Origin of the sequence: Falsiroseomonas tokyonensis, assembly GCF_019024325.1 — a bacterium.
In the GTDB taxonomy this organism is placed as follows: Bacteria; Pseudomonadota; Alphaproteobacteria; order Acetobacterales; family Acetobacteraceae; genus Falsiroseomonas; species Falsiroseomonas tokyonensis.
Window position 1 is genome coordinate 34,694 of sequence record NZ_JAFNJS010000006.1, and the last position, 20,090, is coordinate 54,783.

Consider the following 20,090-nt stretch of genomic DNA (forward strand, 5'->3'; position numbering starts at 1 on the left):
GCCGTGTCTCGTCCGCTCGCCGGCTGTTCCGCGCGGCGCGTCGGTCTCAGCGAACCGCGCTGCGTGCTGGCAGCACGGCCTCGGCGGCGATCGCCTGCCCGATCCGCTCGGCCAGATAGGGGAAGAAGGGGTTGGAGGAGAGTCGGAGCAGCGCATCCGGTGCGATGGCCAGCACGCCGCGTTCGCCGCGTGGCGCGATGGCACCGAGTTGCACGCCGAAATCCTCCTCCGCGTCGGGCTCGAGGCCATACAGGCCATCCGTCACCGGGAAGGGCAGCGCGACATGGGAAAGCGAATACACCGCGCGCGGCCAGGCAAGCCCGATCGGCCGTACCTGCTCCTCCGTGGCGCCGGCCTCGATCGCTCGCTCCACAACCTCGGCGTGCTGCGGGCCCGCATTGGTGACGACGACGCTGCGCCAGGCGCGGGTAGCCGGCGGCAGCAGACGGTCCAGCACCGTCTCCGTCGCTGTCGTCAGCAGGGGCCCGATCTTGGCGTTGCGGTTGATGTCGAACAGCACCAGTTCGCTGCCCTGCAAGGGCAACTGATCGTAGAGCGCCGTGATGACCGCACGCGTGCTGACGGTGAAATCGACCACCGACTGAAAGGTCAGGATCGGCGGCAACGCGGCGAGGCGGCCCGGCGCGGCCAGGCGCCGCATCTGCCCCTGCAGTTCCATGGTCAGCCGATGCGACTGCCGCGCACCGTTGACGGGGAAGGAGTTGTACTTGAAGGGGATGAACTCCGGCACGATGCCGAGCCAGGCGGCCTTGGCAAAGCGCGGCAGGAGGGCCGGCAGCGCCGTCAGCCCGGCGAAGCGGGCAAAGGCGGTAATACCGATCATGGGAGAGATCAGCACGAGCCGGTCCGGAGCGGCTGTCGTGCCATGTTCGACAGCATCGAGCGCATATTTCAGCGCCAGCGCGCCGCCATTCGAGAAGCCGATAAGATGCAAGGGCATGTCGGGGCGAACGCGCGCACGGGCCTCGCGCATGGCGAGACGCGTGGCGGCCAGCCAATCCTCCCACGTCACCCGCGTGAGCGCCGCCGGCACCGTGCCGTGTGCTGGCAGCCGGATACCGATCGCAATCCAGCCGCGCTGGCGGTAGAGGTTGGCGATATGGCGCAGGCTATACGGCGAGTCCGTAAGGCCGTGCAGCAGGACGACGGCGCCCCGCGCCTCGCCTTCGGGCTCCATGACGAAGGAGCGGTTCCAGTCCCGCGCGAAGAGCGCCGGATGCAGCGGGCTGCCCGCGAAGTAGCGGTTGGCCGGAATATGGTCTGCCGGCTCCAATGCCGCGGTCACCTCCGTGCGTACCGTGGCGAAGGCCGCCGCCTCGGCGGTGAGGTAGCCAGTCCAGTCGGCGGCATCGATCTCCGCGGCGCGCAGTTCCTCCGGCACGACAAGGTGCCAGGGCGCAAGCTGCGGGCCCTGCCGGATGTCCCACACGCGCAGGGCCAGCAGCGCGACAACCAGCGTAGCCCCGAGAAGCACGATCCGCCGCGGCAGGCGCCGCACCCAGTTCGGCATGTTCATCACCCGCTCCTACGGCGATGCCCCACCGCACGCGCCAGGACGTGCGGTCATCGCGCCGCGGCCAGGCCCAGCTGCCCGGCGGTCGAGGTGGTGGCGAGCGGTGGCGCCGTGGCCCAGGCCGTTCCGCTCATGCCCGTGGCACGGCCGTATTCGAATAGCGCCTTCATGAATTCGGGGTCGAAGGGGCCGCTGCGAGGCGCCCTGAAGTCCGTGCCGATATACGCCACGCGGAAGCCCAGCCCATCGCGCAGCGCGGTCAAGTAGATCCGGTTGATGTCGTTGATGCCGCTGAAGTGTAGCAGCGTGGAGGCCGATCGGCCGGTGATGCTCATCACTCCGCGGGCGACGGTTGCGCCCTCCAGGTCGATGCGACCGTTCCGCACAACATGAATCACGCGTCTGCGCTGACCCGATCCGGCCCGGTCGATGTCGCGCAGCTGCATGGATGGCGGGTAGAAGAAGACCTGTACCGAGGCGCCACCATCGACATGCATCTCCTGAAACATACGACCTTCATGCTCGATGTTGACCAGCACGGGCGGGAAGGCACCGGGAATGGAGGCTGACGCCAGCAGGATGCGGCGAAACAGATCCAATGCGCCTGGATGCCCGCTGGCCGCGATTGCGCCAATATTCCACACCACCGGGCGTTGCAGGTCGAGATTCGTGGTGCCGATCAGCAGCAGCCGCCCCCGCCGATATTCACGGGCAATCGCGCGCAGCATGGCCTCGTCGGCATGACGCTCGATCAGGCTGTAAAGCGGCGATGTATCGGCAACCGCTTCGCCGAAGACGAGGGAGAAGGCTGTGGCAAGCCAGCCGCCGAGGCGCAGCACATCGGCCCGGGCGGCCGGGGTGAAGACCTCGCGGAGTGGTGCGTCGAAGGCGGGGCCGAGGAATGCGAAGGGCGCTATCAACGCACCAGCCGAAATGCCGGTGACGACGGTGAACTCGGGCCGATTGCCGGCCTGCGTCCAGCCATTCAGGAGTCCAGCACCGAAGGCGCCGTTGTCGCCGCCGCCGGACAAAGCAAGGAAATGCACCTCCGATGGGCTGTCGCGCTGTGGCCCCTGCGCCGCCCTGCCCAGCTGCGCCATCAGCGCGCCCTCGCGGTTGAGCGCATAGGGCGGACCATCCGGCCAGAAGCGAGCATTGGAAACGCCGAGCACCGGCAGGTCCGTCGCCAAGCTGGATGGTGGCGGATCGAGCCGCACGATGCTCGCACAGCCACTCAGGAGGCTGGCAGCCAGAAGCAACACGACGGCAAGCGCCATGCCGACCGTGCGGTCTGGTTGGCTGCGGTGATGGGCAATCGGTGAAGCGGACATCAGGTCGGCGCAATCGCATTGCGATTGGCGCGGCGCTGCTTTGTCGGGACCGTAGACGCTTTGGAGAAGATCACGTTCGTTCCTTCAAGGCTGATGTCGGCGGGCTTGCCTCGAACGTGGCGCGCACCGGCGGCAAAGCGCATTTCATGAACTTCTGGCCGTGACATTGGCGGATAGACCGGTCCTTCTTCGCCTCTGAGGTCGGAGACTTAGGGAACGAGGCTTGCTTGCACAATTGACATCAGGTGCCAGCATTGTGGCGCACGTCCCAGTTGCCACGAAGGCGTCGCCGTACCGGTCGGCGCGCATCCCTGTGTCGCTCATAGGGGGCTCAATGGAACGTGTTGTGAGAGCACTCGCCTCAGCGCCCGGCGGAAGGCGTAGCCAGGCACCACCTCGCCCCAGGCGCGACGCCGGCTCTGGCCGATGGCGGCGTTTTGCGGCCCAACATCCTGTACCGCCAGATCCATTCCGAAGCTACGAACCAGAAATGGGTGGCGGACTTCACCTACGTCTGGACTACCGGGGGCTGGCTCTATGTCGCCGTTGTCATCGACCTCCTCTCCCGCGGCGTCGTCGGTAACTCTTCACCCTCCCGAAGCAAGTCCAGTCCACGCCGCGCATGAGCCTCAGAATCTCCCCCTGCCCTTGCTGCCGCCAGGAGTGCACAGACACGATCAGCCGCGTCTCGCTGTCGGTAGAAAGCCAGACCTGGGTCGAGGCGTAGTGGTTCGCCTCCGTGAGAGGCACGGTCGCGTCGCCCCGACCGACCGCATCCGCCACACGAGGTCGCCCTCGCGCGTAACCCGGCACATCTCCCTGCGGGCACTGTCGTCATACCCGCCGGGCCAAGCCCCTTCCGCGGGGGCGCCGCGTCAGTACGCCCTGACCACCGCCGCGCCGGGCGCCGCATGCAGCCGACCAGCATGCGCGGAAAATCCGCCCAATGACGTTTCCGCACATTCGGTCATTCCGGTGCGTTTTGTCGCGCTGGATTTCGGTCACTGGCATGCGTCCGGACGCGAAGTACATGGCGAAGACGCCGACGATCCAGCCAGCCGCCGTCTCGACCGCGAAGGACCACCGGGCGCGGAAACCGTGCCGTTCTGCCAGCCATTGCCAGGGGGCCCATCGCGGGTCCTCCCGGACATCGGGGCTGATGACAGGCTGTCCCGTGAAGGCGCTAAGGCCGCAGCCCGGCGCATCGGCCCCAATCTGGAAAAACGGGGCGCATTTGGCGCAGGGTGCGAATATGCCGACGACATGCCGAAGCGCGCCGCGGGCGCGGTCGGCCACGTAGAAGGCGCATCGCATCCCGTCGGCGATCTGCTGGGTCTCGCTGCGGCCCAGGACCTCGGGCACGGCATCCAGCGGGGCGCCGTTGACGGTGGCCTGGAACGCGTTCTTCTGGCTGCTCAGGACCGTTTCCCGCTCGCGCAGGTCCTGCTCGGCGCGCCGGCGTGCTTTCGCGCGGAGATCAAGCCCGAAAGCACCGCACAGGCGGCTGGCGCGTTGCTGCGCGAGATCCGAGATGCGCGGGCCGCTTGTCGGCCCGATCGCCTGGTTAACGGCACAAATCCGGAGCTAGATCGCCACGACGCTTAGCTATCCAGTCCATCGCGGGCCAGACCAACCTGCTCGCCCTGAACGCCACGATCGAGGCGGCGCGGGCCGGCGAGGCGGGCAAGGGCTTCGCCGTGGTCGCGCAGGAGGTTAAGGCGCTCGCCAAGCGCGCGAAGGATGCGGCGCAGGAGATCGAGACGCTGATCCGCGAGACCACGAGCCACATCGGCGACGTGTCCAGGACCATGAAGCGGCTCACCGGGGATCGCAGGGGCGGCTGGGCGCGCCGCTCCGACACGCCTTGCGACGACGTCCGTTGCGGACAGCCAGTCTGCCGCGCCGCAGGCCAGGGGATCGAGCGCCAGCCGCCCTTCAGCCCCTCCCTCAGCCCCTTCGGGCCCAGGCGAAGACCGCGAAGCCGGCGCAGATCGCCGCGGCGAAGAAGGCCAGGCCATGCGGCGTCGCCTGCATCGCCAGGCCCGCGGCCACCGGGCCGATGAAGGCGCCGAGGCCCCACATCAGACCCATGGCCGCATAGATGCCGATCAGCTCCGGCCCCTGGAAGCGGCTGCCGACCACGGCCAGCATCAGCGTATAGATGCCGACGAAGGCGCCGCCCCAGACGAACAGCAGGCCATAGGTTGCGGCCGCGCTGCCCAGCGCCAGCGGCCAGACCAGCGCGCCGAGGGCGGCCAGCGCGGCCAGGGCCATCACCAGCGTCATGCGGTCCATCTTGTCGCCCAGCCAGCCGATCGGCAGTTGCAGCAGGATGGCGCCGATCATCATCACCGACATCAGCTGCGTCGCCTCGGTCTGCGACCAGCCGAGGCTGACGGCATAGAGCGCCAGGAAGGACAGGCCCGCGGTCTCGATCGCCGCATTCAGCACCACGGCGGCAATCGCCACGGGCGCCATGCGCATGAAGCGCAGCGGGCTGCCCGGCGCCGGTTCCTCGAAGGCCGGGGCGCGGACGCGCGGCGAGGCGATGAAGGCCGCCGCCGCCAGCGTGATGGCGCTGCCGACGAGATAGGGCGCGAAGCCCGCGCTGCCGATCAGCGACAGGATCAGCGGCCCCGAGGCAAAGCCCACCGACAGCGCCGCGGTATAGGCCGCCATGGCGCGCGCGCGCGTCGCCTCCGTGCTCAGGCTGTTGGTCCAGGTCTCGGACAGCACGAACAGCACCTCGGCGCAGAGGCCGAGCAGCAGGCGCAGCAGGAACCAGATCCAAAGCAGCGGCAGCGCCGGAAAGGCGGCCAGCGCGGCGGCGGCCAGCGCCAGGGCGCCGATGATGAGGCGGCGCAGGCCGAAGCGGGCGACGCTGCGCGGCAGCAGCATCGCCGCCAGCAGCACGCCCACCGCATGCATCGCGGCATTGGCGCCGATCATCGCCTCGCCATGGCCCTGTTCGGCCAGGTTCAGGGCGATCAGCGCAGCGCTCAGGCTATAGGTCAGGCCGAACATGGCGGCGGTGGCGATCACCGCGGCGCGCGCCGCGAGGCTGCCGGGCTGGACCGCGGTGCTCATGCCGCCGCCGCGCCCGGGCGGGTGCCGTCGCCTCGGCGCGCCAGGCTCCAGCGACCGGGATCGGCCCGCAGTCTTGCCGGGGCGGCCCATGCCGGGCAGGCCAAGGCGCGCGGCCCGGACGGCAGGAATGACAGCTGAAGCATGATGCAGTCCTGGGCCGGGGCGATCTCGAACGGGCGGCGAAGGATAAGCGCGGCGCGCCAGGGCCGAAACTGCCCGGCGAGGCCCGCGATGCCGAGGGCGTGACCGTGGCGCCCTTGCCCCCTGCGGTCACACCCCCATTTACCATCCAGATGGATGGTGGATGGATGGCGTGAGCGAGGTTTCACGAGGCCGCGGGGCGCCCGATTCGGAAAAGATCACCATCAACCTGGGCTATGTGGATCTCGGCCACATCGACCTGCTGGTGCAGGACGGATTCTATTCCAACCGCACCGACTTCATCCGCACCGCCATCCGCAACCAGGTGGAACGCCATGCGGAGGTGGCGCGCAGCGCCGTGCGTCGCCGCAGCCTGGATCTTGGCCTGCGCCACTACACCCGCGCCGACCTCGAGGCCGCACGGGAAGAGGGGCGGATGATCGAGATCCGCGTGCTCGGCCTGGCCAGCATCGCGCCCGACGTCACCCCGGAACTGGCGCGTGCCAGCATCGCCCATGTCTCCGTCCTCGGCGTGTTGCAGGCGAGCGCCGCGGTCCGCGCCGCGCTCGCCGACCGCACCGCCTGACCTGAAAGTATCCTCCCATGTTCCGCATGATACCCCCCGGCCTGGCCGAGGCCGCGCGACTGACCCGCCAGGGTCGGCTGAAGGAAGCCACCGCTTTGCTGCAGGGCAGCCTGGCCGGCACCAGGCCGAAGCCGACGCCGGCCCGCCCCGCGACGCGGGGCCGCATCTTCGAGGTCGATCCCGCAACCGGCGACGCCACCCCGCCCGGCCGCGCCGGCTTCTTCAGCCGAGCCCAGGGCCGCCCCCGTCCTGCCCCGCCACTGGCCATGCCGGAGGGTGCGCGCTTCCTGCGCGGCGGCTTCGGCGCGGCGCAAGGCGAACGCGCCTGGCGGCTCTATATCCCCGCCAGCCTGCCAGCCGGGCCGGTGCCGCTGCTGGTCATGCTGCATGGCTGCACCCAGACGCCGGAGGATTTCGCCGCCGGCACGCGGATGAATGCGCTGGCCGAGGCCGAGCCGCGCCTGGTGCTCTATCCGGAGCAGTCGGGCACGGCCAATGCGCAGCGCTGCTGGAACTGGTTCCAGCCGGGCGACCAGCGGCGTGACCAGGGGGAGCCGGCGCTGATCGCCGGCATGGTGCGGCAGGTGATGCGCGACCATGCGGTGGATCCGCGGCGCGTGCATGTCGCGGGGCTTTCCGCCGGCGGCGCGGCCGCGGCCATCATGGGGGAAAGCTATCCCGAGCTTTTCGCTGCCGTCGGCGTGCATTCCGGCCTGGCCTGCGGGGCGGCGCAGAACCTGCCCTCCGCGCTGGCGGCCATGCGCCAGGGCGGCGGCACAAGCACTGTCCTGGCGACGGCGCGGCCCACCATCGTCTTCCACGCCGACCAGGACCGGACCGTGCACCCGGTGAATGGCGACCAGGTGATGGCGCGCGCCGGCGCGGCCGGGCTGCGGGCGGAGGTCGAGCGCGGCCAGGTGCCCGGCGGCCATGCCTTCACCCGTACCCGCCACAGCGACACGGCCGGGCGGGTGATGCTGGAGCAATGGCTGGTGCATGGCGGCGGCCATGCCTGGTCGGGCGGCGATGCGGCCGGCAGCTACACCGACCCGCTGGGTCCCGATGCCTCCCGCGCCATGCTCGATTTCTTTCGCCGGCACGGCTGACCAGCGCGTCATCCGTGTTTGGAACAAAACCAGAATATGATACGATGCGAGTCCCTGAGAGGTGAAAGATCATGGCTGCACGCAAGCAGCGACCGGCGCGGCCGGTCGATGCCGCGATCACCCGGCTGCTGGCGCTTGCCGGCAAGGGTGCCGTCCCCGGCCGCATGGCGCGGGAGGTCGAGCTGATCGCCGGCGAATGGCGCGCCGCGCCGGAGGCGGATGTGCTCGAGATCCGGGAGCGGCTGGATGAGCTGCGGGAGCAGCTGACGGCGGGCGTCGGGCATGCCGAGGAGCAGGTCGCGGACCTCGATTCCAGCGAGCCGGGCGCCATGAAGCAGGCCGGGGCCATGCTGGCGGCGCTGGTCGCCACGCGGGATGCAACGACGCGCGCGCTGGGCGAGCTTTAGCCGCTTTTGGCTCACGCGTATGTGAAAGATGGCGCAAAGCCCGAAGACATTCCCGGGCTTTGCGCGACCCTGCGCAGGCATCCGGAAAATCTCACCGGCTTAGACTCGGTTTGATGCCATTTCGATTGAGTACCCGGCCGGATCCCGCTGAAGTTTTGTGGATTGCCTACAATCGGCGGTGGTGGCCGGTCTGACCGCGGACCTTCGGACCCGCCGCCATCACAACACTGCGCGGCCGCGAGTCCTCCATCCATCGGCGCAACCGTGAGTAGACGCCATCCCGGCCGGCGCCTAGGTTCCGCGCATGGAGCCGACTCCCTCCCAGATCCGCCGCAGGCGCCTGATCCGCACCGCCGCCCTGACTGCGGCGGTGTTCGGGCTTGCAGCGCTGGCCATGGGTCTCGGTGATGTCGTCAGCGCGGCGCTGGACCCACCCTCCCCGGTCCGGCCCTACGATCCGTTGCCGCGCTGGTAGGGCTTTTCCTGCTTCGCCTGGCCGTCGGGCTGGGTGGCTGCGTGCCGGTCTTTGCAGGGCTGGCGGGCGTGGTGCTGGGTCCAGGCATGCTGGGTCCGGGCATGCTCGCGGGCGGCGCGCCGGGCCTGGATGCGGCCGGCGACAGCCATTTCCGCTACCTCTCCGGCCTGCTCCTGGGCATCGGCCTCGGCTTCTGGAGCACCATCCCCGCTCTGCCCCGCCGCGGCGCCCGGTTCCGGCTGCTGACCGCGATCGTGGTGCTCGGCGGGCTGGCGCGCCTGGCCGCCCTGCCGCTGCAGGGCTGGCCCGGCTGGCCGATGGTGGCGGCGCTGGGGATGGAGCTGGTGGTGACGCCTCTGCTCTGCCTGTTTCAGGCCCGTTTCGCTGCGCCGCAGCGGGACTGAAATCTCGGATATCGGCCGGCAACAGGACCATGGGATAGCCACGCTCGCAACCGGAGCGGTTCCCATGACACCCAGCAACATCGCGCATATCGAACACAGCTTCCGCCTCGTCGCCCCCCAGGCCGAGGCCGCCGCCGCCGGCTTCTACCGGCGCCTGTTCGAACTGGACCCCAGCCTGCGCCCGCTGTTCCAGCACACGGACATCGTGGCGCAGGGCCGCAAGCTGATGCAGGCGCTGGGCTTCGTCGTGGCCAATCTGAAGGTGCCGGACCAGCTGCTGCCCGTGGTGGCGGCCATGGGCGCGCGCCACGCCGGCTATGGGGTGCAGGAGGCGCACTACCCCCTCGTCGGCGCCGCCCTGATCGAGACGCTGGAGGGCGCGCTGGGCGAAGGCTTCACGCCGGAGGTGCGGCAGGCCTGGACCGCTGCCTATGGCCTGCTGGCCGAGGTGATGATCAAGGCCGCCCGGCCGCCCGGTTCACCGCTGCAAGCGGCGGCCTGACTCCACCGGGGCGGCGGTGCTATGATCCCAGGGTGAATATCCTCGCCCCGCCCCGCGCCCGCCTGCAGATCGAGGTCGTCTACGACCTCGTCTGTCCCTGGTGCTTCCTCGGCACGCGCCGGCTGCGGCGGACCTTGCGGGCAAGGCCGGATATCTTGGCGGAAATCGCCTGGCGCCCCTTCCTGCTGAACCCGGATATCGCCCCCGGCGGCGTGCCGCGGCAGGACTATGTCATCCGCAAGTTCGGCGGCGAGGACCGTGCCCGCCGCCTGCACGCCACCATCGCCGAACTGGGCCGCGGCGAGGGGCTGGGCTTCCAGTTCGACCGCATCCGCCGCATCCCCCCCTCCCTCGATGCGCATCGCCTGGTCCGGCTGGCGGACCGGCATGGGCTGGCGGCGGAGGCGGTGGATTCGCTCTTCCAGGCCTATTTCTGCGAAGGCCTCGATATCGGCGATCCATCGGTGCTGGTGGGCATCGCCGGCGGCCTCGGCATGGACCCCGCCGCGACCCGCCGCCTGCTGGCGGGCAGCGCGGAGGCCGAGGCGGTGCATGCGGACAATCTTCGCGCCCATCGCCTGGGCATCAACGGCGTACCCTGCTTCGTGGTGCAGGGGCGGCACGCCATCGCCGGCGCGCAGGAACCGGAGGTGATCGAGCGGCTGCTGGACGTGGCCGTGGTGGAAGGCTGACGCCCGCTACCGCTTCCACCGGCCGGGGAAGGGAATCGGCCTGGTGCTGGCATTGCTCGGCGCCGCCGGGATGGTCTGCGGGCGGAAGACGGTCTTCTTGAAGGCGGGGCCGGTCTTGGGCGCCGGGCCCTTCGGCGCGGGCGGCTTCGGCGGCGGCGCGGCGGACTTCGGCACCCGGCCCTGCGCCACCTCCGCCAGCGTGCTCAGCAATTCGCGGGCCGCGCGCATGCGCGCCTCGTAGGGCATCTCCTGCGCCCAGGCGAGCTTCTGGTCCGGCCGCAGGCGGGCGGTGCCCTGGTTCTGGGTGGCCCATTCGATCAGGCCGGGCGGATTGGGGAATCGGTTGCCGCGGAAGGACAGCACGATGCCCTTCGGCCCGACATCCAGCTTCTCCACGCCGACCTGCCGGCACAGCGCCTTCAGCCACACCACCTGCAGCAGCGTCTCGGCTTCCGGCGGCAGTTTGCCGAAGCGATCGGCGAGCTCCGCCGCCATGGCCTCGATCTCCGCCTCGGTCTGCAGGCTGCCGATGCGGCGGTACAGGCCGAGCCGCACCGGCAGGTCGCGCACATAGGATTCGGGCAGCATCACCGGCAGGCCGAGATTGATCTGCGGCGTCCAGTCCCGATCCTCCCGCGCATCCTCGCGCGCGCCGGACTTCAGGTTCTGGACCGCATCCTCCAGCATCTGCTGGTAGAGCTCGATGCCGACCTCCCGGATATGGCCGGACTGTTCGTCGCCCAGCAGGTTGCCGGCGCCGCGGATATCCAGGTCGTGGCTGGCGAGCGTGAAGCCGGCGCCGAGATTGTCCAGGGTCTGCATCACCTCCAGCCGCTTCTCGGCGGCGGCGGAGAGGCGGTGGGTCTGCGGCCAGGTGAGATAGGCATAGCCGCGCAGCTTGCCGCGGCCGACGCGGCCGCGCAGCTGGTACAGGCCGGCCAAGCCGAACATGTCCGCGCGGTGGATGATCAGCGTATTCACCGCCGGCATATCAAGGCCGGATTCCACGATATTGGTGGACAGCAGGATGTCGTATTTCTGGTCGCCGAACTCCGTCATCACGCGCTCGAGCTCGGTCGGCGCGAGCCGCCCATGGGCCTCGGCGATGCGCGCCTCGGGCACGATCTCCGCCAGCCTTTCGCGCAGCCGCGGCAGGTCTTCCAGCCGCGGGCAGACGCAGAACACCTGACCGCCGCGGAAACGCTCGCGCAGGATGGCCTCGCGGATCACCACGCTGTCCCAGGGGGTGATGAAGGTGCGCACGGCCAGGCGGTCCACCGGCGGCGTCGCGATCACGCTCATCTCCCGCACGCCGGTCAGCGCCAGCTGCAGGGTGCGCGGGATGGGTGTGGCCGTCAGCGTCAGCACATGGACGTCGGCCTTGAACTGCTTCAGCCGTTCCTTGTGGGCGACGCCGAAATGCTGCTCCTCATCGACGATGACGAGGCCCAGATCGGCGAATTCGATGCCCTTGGCCAGCAGCGCATGGGTGCCGACGACGATGTTGATGGTGCCGTCCTTCACCCCGTCGCGCACCGCCTGCGCGTCCTTCGCATTCACCATGCGGGACAGCTGCGCGACCTTGATCGGCAGGCCCTCGAAGCGCGTGGAGAAGACGCGGAAATGCTGGCGGGCGAGCAGCGTGGTCGGCACCACCACGGCCACCTGGTTGCCGGACATGGCCACCGCAAAGGCGGCACGCAGCGCGACCTCCGTCTTGCCGAAGCCGACATCGCCGCAGATCAGGCGATCCATCGGCCGGCCGGCGGCTAGGTCCTCCAGCACATCGGCGATGGCGCGCTGCTGGTCTTCCGTTTCCGCGAAGGGGAAGCGGGCGCAGAATTCGTCCCAGGCGCCTTCGGGCGGGACGGCCGCCGGCGCGTCGCGGGTCTGGCGCTCGGCGGCAATGCGGATGAGCTGCGCCGCCATATCGGCGATGCGGTTCTTCGCCTTGGCCTTGCGGGCCTGCCAGGTGCTGCCGCCGAGCTTGTCGAGCGCCACGCCCGCGGCGTCCGAGCCGAAGCGGGACAGAACCTCGATGTTCTCGACGGGCAGGAACAGCTTGTCGCCGCCGTCATAGATCAGCCGCAGGCATTCATGCGGCGCCTCGCCGATGCGGATCGTCTCCAGCCCATCATAGCGGCCGATGCCGTGGTCCTGGTGCACCACCAGGTCGCCCTGGGCAATTTCCGTCGCATCGGCGATGAACTGGTCGGCGCGCTTGCGGCGGCGCGGCGGGCGGGCGATGCGCTCGCCCAGCAGGTCCTGCTCGCAGACCAGCGCCAGGCCGTCGCTGTGCTTGTCGGACGGCGCCACGAAACCGCGCTCGATGCCGACGATGGCAAGCGCCACCGTGCCCAGCTTCAGTTTCTGGACATCAAGAAAGTGCTCGACCGGCTCGGCGGGAACATTGTTCTCCCGCAGCAGGTTGCCGAGGCGCTCGCGCGACCCGCGCGTCCAGGCCGCCAGCACCGGGCGCAGGTTGCGCTTGGCCAGGGCCGCGGCGTGTTCGCCATAGGCCGCGAAAACGTTGCGGCCTTCCGCGCGCACATCGTTGAACAGCCTGCCGAGCCGCCCGCCGGCATCGATCCCCGGGGCATGGTCCGGCTTATCGAAGGGCGAGAAGGCGAAGACCCGCGCCTCCTCCAGCATCTCGATCCAGCCGTCATGGTCGATATAGAGGCGGTCCGGCGGTGCGGGGCGATAGGGCACCTCGCCTTCGCGGGTCGGCATGCGCCGCGCCTCGTAGTGGTCGACCACCATTTCCAGCCGCGCGGCCAGCGCGTCCTCGGTCTGGTGGTCCAGGGAGACCGAGACCCCCTCCCCCAGATGGTCGATCAGGGTCTCCATATGCTCGTGGAACAGCCCGGCCCAGTGTTCCATGCCGGGATGGCGGCGGCCGGCGGAGACGCTGACATAAAGCGGATCCTCCCCCGCCGCGGCGCCGAACAGCTCGCGGTAGCCGGAGCGGAAGCGGCTGATCGAGGCGGGGTCGAGGAACACCTCCCCCACCGGGCGCAGCACCAGCGCATCCACCTTCTCCCCGCTCCGCTGGGTGGCGGGCTCGAAGGCGCGCAGGTCGTCGATCTCGTCGCCGAAGAAGTCGAGGCGGACCGGTTCGCCCTGGCCGGAGGGGAACAGGTCCACGATGCCGCCGCGCACCGCGTATTCGCCATGCTCCATGACGGAGCCGGTGCGGTGGTAGCCATTGGCTTCGAGGAATTCGGTCAGCGCCTCCGGCTTCACCCGCCCGCCGCGCTTCAGCGCCAGCGTGGCGCCCAGGAAGGCGGCGCGCGGCGGCACCTTCTGCACCAGGGCATTGATGGTGGTCAGCAGGATGCGCGGGGCCTGGGCGGGCTCGGCCAGGCGGGTCAGCGTCGCGACGCGTTCCGAGACGATCTCGGGGTTGGGCGAGACGCGGTCATAGGGCAGGCAGTCCCAGGCCGGGAAGCGCAGCACCTCCACATGCGGGGCGAAGAAGGCCAGCGCCTCCGCCATCCGGGCCATGCGGGCGTCGTCGCGGCAGACATGCAGCACCGGGCCGGAGGATTCGGCCCGCCGGCGGGCCAGCAGCAGCGCGTCGAAACCTTCCGGCGCGCCATGGACGGTGAGGATCTTCATCGCAGATGCGGCGGCAGCCCGGCGCCGGATTCATTGCACTCGACCAGCATGCGGGCGAGCAAGGGGCTCGCCACCTCGGCCGGGATGGGCCGGCGCTGCATCAGCCAGTCGGCCAGGTCCACATCCGGCAGCTCCAGGATCTGTTCCAGCTCATCCAGCTCGGCCTCCGTGAAGGTCGCGATATGGCGGGCGACGAAGGCGCCGACCATCAGGTCGGTCTCCTTGGTGCCGCGGTGCCAGGCGCGGAAGTTCAGGCGGCGGCGACGGGGGGAGAGGTCGGGGGCGGAATCGGTCAGCTTGAGGCTCTCGGCGAATGGGGCAATTCGGGTTAGCACCCGGACCGTCCATATAGAGGCCCATGGGAATCCTGTCAGCAACCGGCCCGAACTTTGCCCAGCCTGCGCCCGCTGATGTGACGCCCCTGCTGGCGCCGCTGGCCGGGCTGCCGGGCGTGGGCAAGACGCTGGCGGCCCTGCTGGCCGAGGCGGCGGGGGGCGATCGCGTCCTCGACCTGCTGCTGCACCTGCCGGAGCGGGTGGTGATCCGCCGCAAGGCGGCCACGCCCGCCGAGGCACCGCTGGACCAGGATTGCGTGCTGCAGGTGGTGGCTCTGGCGCACCGCGCCGCGCGCTCCGGCCGCAGCTTCCGCCCCTTCGTCGAGGTCCGCGCCGAATCGGGTGGGCGGCCCCTGGTGCTGCGCTTCATGAACGGGCGCCTGCCCTGGATCACAAAACTGCTGCCGGTGGGCGAGACGCGGTATCTCGCGGGCCGGGTGCAGACCGAGGGCGCCAACGGCTTCGCCATGATGAACCCCATGGTGGCGGCGCAGGAATCGGAGCTGCCGCTGGTGGAGCCGGTCTGGCCCATGGTGCGCGGCCTAACACCGAAGCGCATCGCCGCCGCCATGGACCAGGCGCTGGCCGTGCTGCCGGATTTTCCCGAATGGGCCGACCCGCCCCTGGTCGCCCAGGAAGCCTGGCCGGGCTTTGCCGCCGCCATCCGCTGCCTGCAAAGGCCCAGCGGCCCCCTGCCCGCTTTGCCGCGCCGGCGCCTGGCCTATGACGAGCTGCTCGCCCACCAGGTGGCGGTGGCGCTGGTGCGGCGGCGGCAGCGGGAACGCGCGGGGCGGGCGATGAAGGGCACCGGCGCCCTGGCGGCCAAGGCGCTGGCCGCCTTCGGCCACCCACCCACCCCCGGCCAGGCCCAGGCCCTGGCGGAAATCTCGGCCGACATGGCCAGCCCCCGCCGGATGCTGCGCCTGGTGCAGGGCGATGTGGGCTCGGGCAAGACGCTGGTGGCGGTGCTCGCCATGCTCCAGGCGGTCGAATCCGGCGCCCAGGCCGCGCTGATGGCGCCCACCGAGCTGCTCGCCCGCCAGCATCTGCGGACGCTGGAAAAGCTCTGCATCCCCGCCGGGGTGCAGGTGGAGCTGCTGACCGGCAGCGTGAAGGGCGCGGCCCGCAAGCGGGTGCTGCGGGGGCTGGCGGATGGCATGGTGCAGGTGGTGGTCGGCACCCATGCCCTGTTCCAGGAGGCGGTGGTCTTCCGCGACCTCGGCCTGTCGGTGGTGGATGAGCAGCACCGCTTCGGCATCGGCCAGCGGCTGATGCTGGCCCAGAAGGGCCGGGACGCCGACATGCTGGTGATGACGGCGACGCCCATCCCCCGCACCCTGCTGCTGACCCAATGGGGCGAAATGGCAGTCTCCCGCCTCGAAGGCAAACCTGCCGGCCGCCAGCCCATCGCGACGCGCATCGTCAGCCAGGACCGGCTGCCGGAGGTGATCGACCGGCTGGGCGAGGCCATCGCCCGCGGCGAGCGCGCCTATTGGGTGGTGCGCGCCATCACCGGCGGCGAGCGCGACGATTCGGTCGCCGCCGAGGACCGCTTTGCCGAATTGGCCGCGCGCTTCCCCGGCAAGGTCGGCATGGCGCATGGCGTCCAGGATCTGGCGGTCCGCGAATCGGCGCTGGCCGATTTCGCCGCCGGCCGCACCCAGCTTCTGGTCGCCACCACGGTCATCGAGGTGGGCGTGGACGTGCCGGACGCCACCATCATGCTGATCGAGCAGGCGGAACGGTTCGGCCTCGCCGCCCTGCACCAGCTGCGCGGCCGCGTCGGGCGCGGGTCGAAACCCTCCTCCTGCCTGCTGGTGCATTCCCCCGCCCTGGGCGAGGCCGAGAAGCGCCGGCTGCTGGTGCTGCGGGATACCGAGGACGGTTTCCGGATCGCCGAGGAGGATCTCCTCACCCGCGGCGGCGGCGAGGCCTTGGGCGCCCGCCAATCCGGCCTGCCGGGTGCCCGCCTGCTGGACCCGAAGGAGGAGGCGGAGGAGATCGCCCGCCTCACCCACCTGGCCCATCAGGACGCCGCGGTGCTGCTGCACCGGGACCCGGAGCTGGCCACCCCGCGCGGCCAGGCGGCGCTGGGCCTGCTGGCGCTGTTCGGGCATGACACGACGCTGGCGACCCTGGACGCGGGATAGCCGCGCCGCCTCAGGCGCTGCGGACCTGTTCGAGAAAGCGCTCGACCTGCACGCGCAGGGTCCTGGCCACCCCGTCCACCTCCTGCACCGCGGTGAAGACGGTATCGGCGGCGAGGCCGGTGCGCTGGCTGTCATTCGCCACCAGGCTGATGGTGCCCGTGACCTGCTGCGTGCTGGTCGCGGCGAGCTGCACGCTGCGGGCAATTTCCTGCGTCGCCGCGCTCTGCTGCTCCACCGCCGCGGCGATCGCGCTGGCGGAGCCGTCGATGCCCATGATGCCCTGCGCGATGGAGCGCGTGGCCTGCACCGCGGCCTGGGTGGCGGTGCCGATCTCATGCACCAGCGCGGCGATGCCATCCGTGGCCTTGGCGGTTTCCACCGCCAGGCTCTTCACCTCGCTGGCCACCACGGCAAAGCCCTTGCCGGCCTCGCCCGCCCGCGCCGCCTCGATGGTCGCGTTCAGCGCGAGGAGGTTGGTCTGCCCGGCGATGCGGCGGATCAGCCCCACCACCTCCCCGATCCGGTCCGCGGCGCCGGCCAGCTCCTGCACCACGCCCTCCGTCCGCTCGGCCTCGGCGCTCACCTGGCGCGCTTCCTGGGCCGAGCCCTGCACGCGCACCGTGATCTCGCGGATCGAGGCGCCGAGCTGTTCCGTGGCGGCGGCCACCGTGTTCACGCTGCCCAGCGCCGTCTCCGCGCTGCTGGCCGCACTTGTGGCCTGTTCGCCGCTGCGGCCGGCCTGGTCGCGCATCTCCCCCGCCGCCCCCTGCAGCCGCGCGCCCGCACCGCCGAGATCCTGCAGCGCGCCGGCTACCCCGGCCTCGAAGCCGCGGCAGAGCCTGGCCACGCTTTCCGCCCGCTCCAGCTGCGCCTTTTCCTGGCTGGCGCGCTCGGCACGCAGCGCCTCGGCCCGGGCCGCGCCCTCGCGGAGCGCCTCCAGCGCCTCCGCCATGCTGCGCAGCTCATCCGGCTGGCGCGGCAGGGGCACCGGGGTGGCGAGGTCGCCGGCGACGAGCCGGCCGACGGCAAGGTTCAGCGCGCCCACCGGACGGGCCAGGCGGCGCAGCAGCACCAGCATGGCGAGCAGGCTGAGCGCGAGCGTCAGGGCCAGCATGGTTCCGGCGGCAAGCATGCCGTGCCAGGCCACTTCCTCCTGCGCCTCCGCATTCGCCACCGCCTCATCCAGCGCGGCGGTGCCGATGGCCACGATGGCGGCGAAAGGCGCATTGCATTGGTGCGTCCAGTCGCTGGCCGGCATCACCGGCCGGTTGCTGCCATCCAGCCGCGCCACCGCATCGCGGATCACGCCACTGGCCTGGTCCATCTGGCTGATGCCAGCGCCCAGCGCCTGGCGCAGCGCCGGGCTCGCGCCCGGCCGCGCTAGAAGCCCCTCCAGCGCCTCCCGCCCCGAGTTCGCGATCTGCCGCACCCGCGCCCATTCCGCCTGGGCCGTGGCGTCCAGCGGGCGGGAGGTGGCGATGAAGGGGCGCAGCAGCGAGCATTGCTGGCCGAAGCCGGAGCGCATCTCCCAGGCCTGCTGGCGCACCATCACCAGCTCCGCCGCCAGGGGGCCGGTCATGCGCATCCGGGCGCTGACCATCTGGCTGAGGTCGTTCACCGCATCGCCCACATTGCGCTGCGCCTGGGACAGGGCAGCCAGCGTCCGCACATCCCGTTCCGCCCGGGGGCGGGCATAGAGCGTCTCCAGCACTGGCATCTGCGGGGCGACCTTGGCCAGCGCCTCCTGCAGCGCGCGCAGCGGTGCGGCCAGGGTGGGGTCGGCCTGCCGGGCCACCGCCTCCAGCGTCTGGCGGGTGGTGGCATCGACCTCCCGCAGCATCGCCTCGATACGGGGTTTCGGATTGTCCTCGGTCAGCATCGCCGTCTGGATGAAGGAGGTGGGGCTGCGCTGCGCCTGGGCGAGTGCGAACAGCATGCGGTCCAGTTCCGCCACGCTGCGCGAATCCCGCGCGGTGGCCAGGGCCGTGACGCTCTGCTGCAGCTGCAGGCCCGCCATGCCCAGCACGGCCAGCAAGGGCACGGCGAAGAGAAGCCCCAGGAGCTTGACCACCGATCGGCGCATGGCGTGCATGGGGCTGGGTCCTTCAGCTTCGACCCGGTGGAGTTACCGCCAACCCATGAATCCGCAGGTAACGGCCCGGCGCCGTTCGCGGCGCCGGCCCGCGGGGGGCTTGCATCCCTCCCCCTGCCTCCTTAATCGCCGCGCTGTGTAAAACCGGGGGGTGCCGGCATTGACCGCGCTGATCGAGATCGAGCGCCTGACGAAACGCTTCGGGGCCTTCACGGCCGTGGATGACGTGACGTTCTCCGTCGCCCGCGGCGAAGTGCTGGGCTTCCTCGGCCCGAATGGTGCCGGTAAGTCCACCACCATGCGCATGCTGGCCGGCTTCATGACGCCCACCTCCGGCACCGCCCGCATCTGCGGCGAGGATGTGGTGGACCGCCCCGTGCCGGCGAAGCGGCACCTGGGCTTCCTGCCGGAAGGCGCGCCGACCTATCCCGAGATGACCGTCACCGGCTTTCTGCAGTTCTGTGGCCGCGCGCGGGGCTTCCATGGCTCCGCGCTGGGGGATCGCGTGGCGCATGCCATGGCCATGACCCAGCTCGAGGGCGTCCGCCTGCAGCCGGTGGAGACATTGTCCAAGGGCTTCAAGCGGCGCGTCGGCCTGGCCGCAGCCCTGCTGCACGACCCGGCGGTGCTGGTGCTGGACGAGCCGACCGATGGCCTCGACCCGAACCAGAAGCACGAGGTCCGCAACCTGATCCTCTCCATGGCGCCGACCAAGGCCATCGTGATTTCCACGCATATTCTCGAGGAAGTGGCCGCCGTCTGCACCCGCGCCGTGGTCATCGCGCGCGGCCGCGTGGTGGCGGATGCGACGCCGGCGGAACTCGCCGCCAAGGGCCCGAGCATGGACGCCGTCTTCCGCGCGCTCACCATGCCTGAATCGGAGGCCGCGTGATGGGTGGCATGGTCACCGTCTTCCGCCGCGAACTGGCGGGCTATTTCGCCACGCCCGTGGCCTATGTCTTCATCGTCATCTTCCTGGTGATGGCCGGCGCGCTGACCTTCACGCTGGGCAACTTTTTCGCCCGCGGCCAGGCGGATCTGCAGCCCTTCTTCACCTTCGTGCCCTGGCTGTTCCTGTTCCTGGTCCCCGCGCTGACCATGCGGCTCTGGGCCGAGGAACGCCGCCTCGGCACCATCGAATTGCTGCTGACCCTGCCGCTGGCGCAGTGGGAGGCGGTGGTGGGAAAATTCCTCGCCGCCTGGGCCTTCTGCGCCATCGCCCTGGCGCTGACCTTCCCGCTGGTCATCACGGTGAACCTGCTCGGCAACCCCGATAACGGCGTGATCCTGACCGGCTATCTCGGCTGCCTGATGGTGGCCGGGGCCTTCCTCGCCGTCGGCGCGGCAATCTCGGCGCTGACGAAGAACCAGGTCATCGCCTTCGTCCTCGCCGTCGCCGCGTGCTTCTTCCTGACCGCGGCCGGCAGCCCGGTGGTGACGGAGTTCCTGTCGCAACGCATCCCGCAGCTGGCCGACCTGGCGCGGGCCATCAGCATCACGGAGCGGCTGGGCGGCTTCACCCGCGGCGTGATCTCGGCGCGGGATGTCGTGTTCTTCGCCTCCTTCATGGCCTTCTTCCTCTTCGCGAACACCATCGCGATCGACCAGCGGAAGGCGGATTGAGCCC

18 protein-coding genes and 2 pseudogenes are annotated in these 20,090 nt (G+C 70.5%); 12 read left to right on the top strand and 8 right to left on the bottom strand.

Annotation, left to right across the window (positions count from 1 at the left end):
* Positions 1-46 precede the first annotated feature (46 nt).
* Genes J3S20_RS19525 through J3S20_RS19535 form a run of 3 tightly spaced genes read right to left on the bottom strand, consistent with a single transcriptional unit; the run spans position 47 to position 3,008 of the window.
* Positions 47-1,537 (bottom strand): alpha/beta hydrolase, encoded by a 1,491-nt coding sequence (locus J3S20_RS19525; RefSeq protein WP_246603038.1) that lies wholly within the window; start codon positions 1,535-1,537, stop codon positions 47-49.
* Between the two features lie 47 nt (positions 1,538-1,584).
* Entirely contained in the window at positions 1,585-2,811 is a 1,227-nt protein-coding gene (locus J3S20_RS19530; protein WP_216838203.1) for a patatin-like phospholipase family protein, read from the bottom strand.
* A gap of 53 nt (positions 2,812-2,864) precedes the next feature.
* The gene (locus J3S20_RS19535) at positions 2,865-3,008 is read right to left on the bottom strand and encodes a hypothetical protein (protein ID WP_216838204.1); all 144 of its coding nucleotides are present in this window, start codon (positions 3,006-3,008) and stop codon (positions 2,865-2,867) included.
* A gap of 300 nt (positions 3,009-3,308) precedes the next feature.
* Here J3S20_RS19535 and J3S20_RS30355 point away from each other — a divergent pair.
* Positions 3,309-3,464 (top strand): annotated as a pseudogene (locus J3S20_RS30355) (DDE-type integrase/transposase/recombinase); the annotation flags it as partial.
* Positions 3,465-3,699: 235 nt separating this feature from the next.
* Here J3S20_RS30355 and J3S20_RS31265 read toward each other — a convergent pair.
* The gene (locus J3S20_RS31265) at positions 3,700-4,179 is read right to left on the bottom strand and encodes a GAF domain-containing protein (protein ID WP_379793696.1); all 480 of its coding nucleotides are present in this window, start codon (positions 4,177-4,179) and stop codon (positions 3,700-3,702) included.
* Between the two features lie 293 nt (positions 4,180-4,472).
* Between J3S20_RS31265 and J3S20_RS19550 the strand changes: the two are divergent.
* Positions 4,473-4,634: pseudogene (locus J3S20_RS19550) on the top strand (methyl-accepting chemotaxis protein); the annotation flags it as partial.
* Positions 4,635-4,812: 178 nt separating this feature from the next.
* Here the strand turns inward: J3S20_RS19550 and J3S20_RS19555 are convergent.
* Complete coding sequence (locus J3S20_RS19555; RefSeq protein ID WP_216838207.1) at positions 4,813-5,952, bottom strand: MFS transporter; 1,140 nt, start codon at positions 5,950-5,952, stop codon at positions 4,813-4,815.
* Positions 5,953-6,265: 313 nt separating this feature from the next.
* Here J3S20_RS19555 and J3S20_RS19560 point away from each other — a divergent pair, with 313 nt between their 5' ends.
* The 7 genes from J3S20_RS19560 (at position 6,266) to J3S20_RS19590 (ending at position 10,265) form a co-directional block, all read left to right on the top strand.
* The gene (locus J3S20_RS19560) at positions 6,266-6,679 is read left to right on the top strand and encodes a CopG family transcriptional regulator (RefSeq protein WP_379793694.1); all 414 of its coding nucleotides are present in this window, start codon (positions 6,266-6,268) and stop codon (positions 6,677-6,679) included.
* Positions 6,680-6,696: 17 nt separating this feature from the next.
* The gene (locus J3S20_RS19565; RefSeq protein ID WP_216838209.1) at positions 6,697-7,785 is read left to right on the top strand and encodes an extracellular catalytic domain type 1 short-chain-length polyhydroxyalkanoate depolymerase; all 1,089 of its coding nucleotides are present in this window, start codon (positions 6,697-6,699) and stop codon (positions 7,783-7,785) included.
* A gap of 71 nt (positions 7,786-7,856) precedes the next feature.
* Positions 7,857-8,192: a hypothetical protein gene (locus tag J3S20_RS19570; RefSeq protein WP_216838210.1), complete on the top strand. Its 336-nt coding sequence runs from the start codon at positions 7,857-7,859 to the stop codon at positions 8,190-8,192.
* 304 nt (positions 8,193-8,496) lie between these two features.
* A complete protein-coding gene (locus J3S20_RS19575) occupies positions 8,497-8,667 on the top strand; it encodes a hypothetical protein (protein WP_216838211.1) in 171 nt (56 codons plus the stop codon).
* Between the two features lie 17 nt (positions 8,668-8,684).
* Positions 8,685-9,071 carry a DUF4345 domain-containing protein gene (locus J3S20_RS19580; protein WP_281419579.1) on the top strand — a complete coding sequence of 129 codons (387 nt, stop codon included), beginning with the start codon at positions 8,685-8,687 and terminating at the stop codon, positions 9,069-9,071.
* Between the two features lie 64 nt (positions 9,072-9,135).
* Positions 9,136-9,573, top strand: a complete 438-nt coding sequence (locus J3S20_RS19585) for a globin family protein (protein ID WP_216838212.1) — start codon at positions 9,136-9,138, stop codon at positions 9,571-9,573.
* Positions 9,574-9,605: 32 nt separating this feature from the next.
* Positions 9,606-10,265 carry a DsbA family oxidoreductase gene (locus J3S20_RS19590; RefSeq protein ID WP_216838213.1) on the top strand — a complete coding sequence of 220 codons (660 nt, stop codon included), beginning with the start codon at positions 9,606-9,608 and terminating at the stop codon, positions 10,263-10,265.
* A 6-nt stretch (positions 10,266-10,271) separates the two neighbouring features.
* Here J3S20_RS19590 and mfd read toward each other — a convergent pair whose 3' ends face one another.
* A complete protein-coding gene (gene mfd / locus J3S20_RS19595; RefSeq protein WP_216838214.1) occupies positions 10,272-13,886 on the bottom strand; it encodes a transcription-repair coupling factor in 3,615 nt (1,204 codons plus the stop codon).
* A complete protein-coding gene (locus J3S20_RS19600; RefSeq protein ID WP_343215255.1) occupies positions 13,883-14,221 on the bottom strand; it encodes an FAD assembly factor SdhE in 339 nt (112 codons plus the stop codon). The genes mfd and J3S20_RS19600 overlap by 4 nt, the downstream gene beginning before the upstream one ends.
* Positions 14,222-14,244: 23 nt before the next feature.
* Between J3S20_RS19600 and recG the strand changes: the two genes are divergently transcribed.
* The gene (gene recG / locus J3S20_RS19605; RefSeq protein WP_216838215.1) at positions 14,245-16,371 is read left to right on the top strand and encodes an ATP-dependent DNA helicase RecG; all 2,127 of its coding nucleotides are present in this window, start codon (positions 14,245-14,247) and stop codon (positions 16,369-16,371) included.
* A 10-nt stretch (positions 16,372-16,381) separates the two neighbouring features.
* Here the strand turns inward: recG and J3S20_RS19610 are convergent, their stop codons facing one another.
* The gene (locus J3S20_RS19610; RefSeq protein WP_216838216.1) at positions 16,382-18,463 is read right to left on the bottom strand and encodes a methyl-accepting chemotaxis protein; all 2,082 of its coding nucleotides are present in this window, start codon (positions 18,461-18,463) and stop codon (positions 16,382-16,384) included.
* 151 nt (positions 18,464-18,614) lie between these two features.
* Between J3S20_RS19610 and J3S20_RS19615 the strand changes: the two genes are divergently transcribed.
* A complete protein-coding gene (locus J3S20_RS19615; RefSeq protein ID WP_343215257.1) occupies positions 18,615-19,355 on the top strand; it encodes an ABC transporter ATP-binding protein in 741 nt (246 codons plus the stop codon).
* Positions 19,355-20,086 carry an ABC transporter permease subunit gene (locus J3S20_RS19620; RefSeq protein ID WP_216838217.1) on the top strand — a complete coding sequence of 244 codons (732 nt, stop codon included), beginning with the start codon at positions 19,355-19,357 and terminating at the stop codon, positions 20,084-20,086. Before J3S20_RS19615 ends, J3S20_RS19620 begins: the two co-directional genes overlap by 1 nt.
* Positions 20,087-20,090: the final 4 nt, after the last annotated feature.

Coding starts and splice junctions, on each gene's coding strand:
- J3S20_RS19525 (WP_246603038.1), bottom strand. CDS start 1,537: ATGAACATGCCGAACTGGGTGCGGCGCCTGCCGCGGCGGATCGTGCTT.
- J3S20_RS19530 (WP_216838203.1), bottom strand. CDS start 2,811: ATGGCGCTTGCCGTCGTGTTGCTTCTGGCTGCCAGCCTCCTGAGTGGC.
- J3S20_RS19535 (WP_216838204.1), bottom strand. CDS start 3,008: ATGCGCTTTGCCGCCGGTGCGCGCCACGTTCGAGGCAAGCCCGCCGAC.
- J3S20_RS31265 (WP_379793696.1), bottom strand. CDS start 4,179: ATGCGATGCGCCTTCTACGTGGCCGACCGCGCCCGCGGCGCGCTTCGG.
- J3S20_RS19555 (WP_216838207.1), bottom strand. CDS start 5,952: ATGAGCACCGCGGTCCAGCCCGGCAGCCTCGCGGCGCGCGCCGCGGTG.
- J3S20_RS19565 (WP_216838209.1), top strand. CDS start 6,697: ATGTTCCGCATGATACCCCCCGGCCTGGCCGAGGCCGCGCGACTGACC.
- J3S20_RS19570 (WP_216838210.1), top strand. CDS start 7,857: ATGGCTGCACGCAAGCAGCGACCGGCGCGGCCGGTCGATGCCGCGATC.
- J3S20_RS19575 (WP_216838211.1), top strand. CDS start 8,497: ATGGAGCCGACTCCCTCCCAGATCCGCCGCAGGCGCCTGATCCGCACC.
- J3S20_RS19585 (WP_216838212.1), top strand. CDS start 9,136: ATGACACCCAGCAACATCGCGCATATCGAACACAGCTTCCGCCTCGTC.
- mfd (WP_216838214.1), bottom strand. CDS start 13,886: ATGAAGATCCTCACCGTCCATGGCGCGCCGGAAGGTTTCGACGCGCTG.
- recG (WP_216838215.1), top strand. CDS start 14,245: ATGGGAATCCTGTCAGCAACCGGCCCGAACTTTGCCCAGCCTGCGCCC.
- J3S20_RS19610 (WP_216838216.1), bottom strand. CDS start 18,463: ATGCACGCCATGCGCCGATCGGTGGTCAAGCTCCTGGGGCTTCTCTTC.
- J3S20_RS19620 (WP_216838217.1), top strand. CDS start 19,355: ATGGGTGGCATGGTCACCGTCTTCCGCCGCGAACTGGCGGGCTATTTC.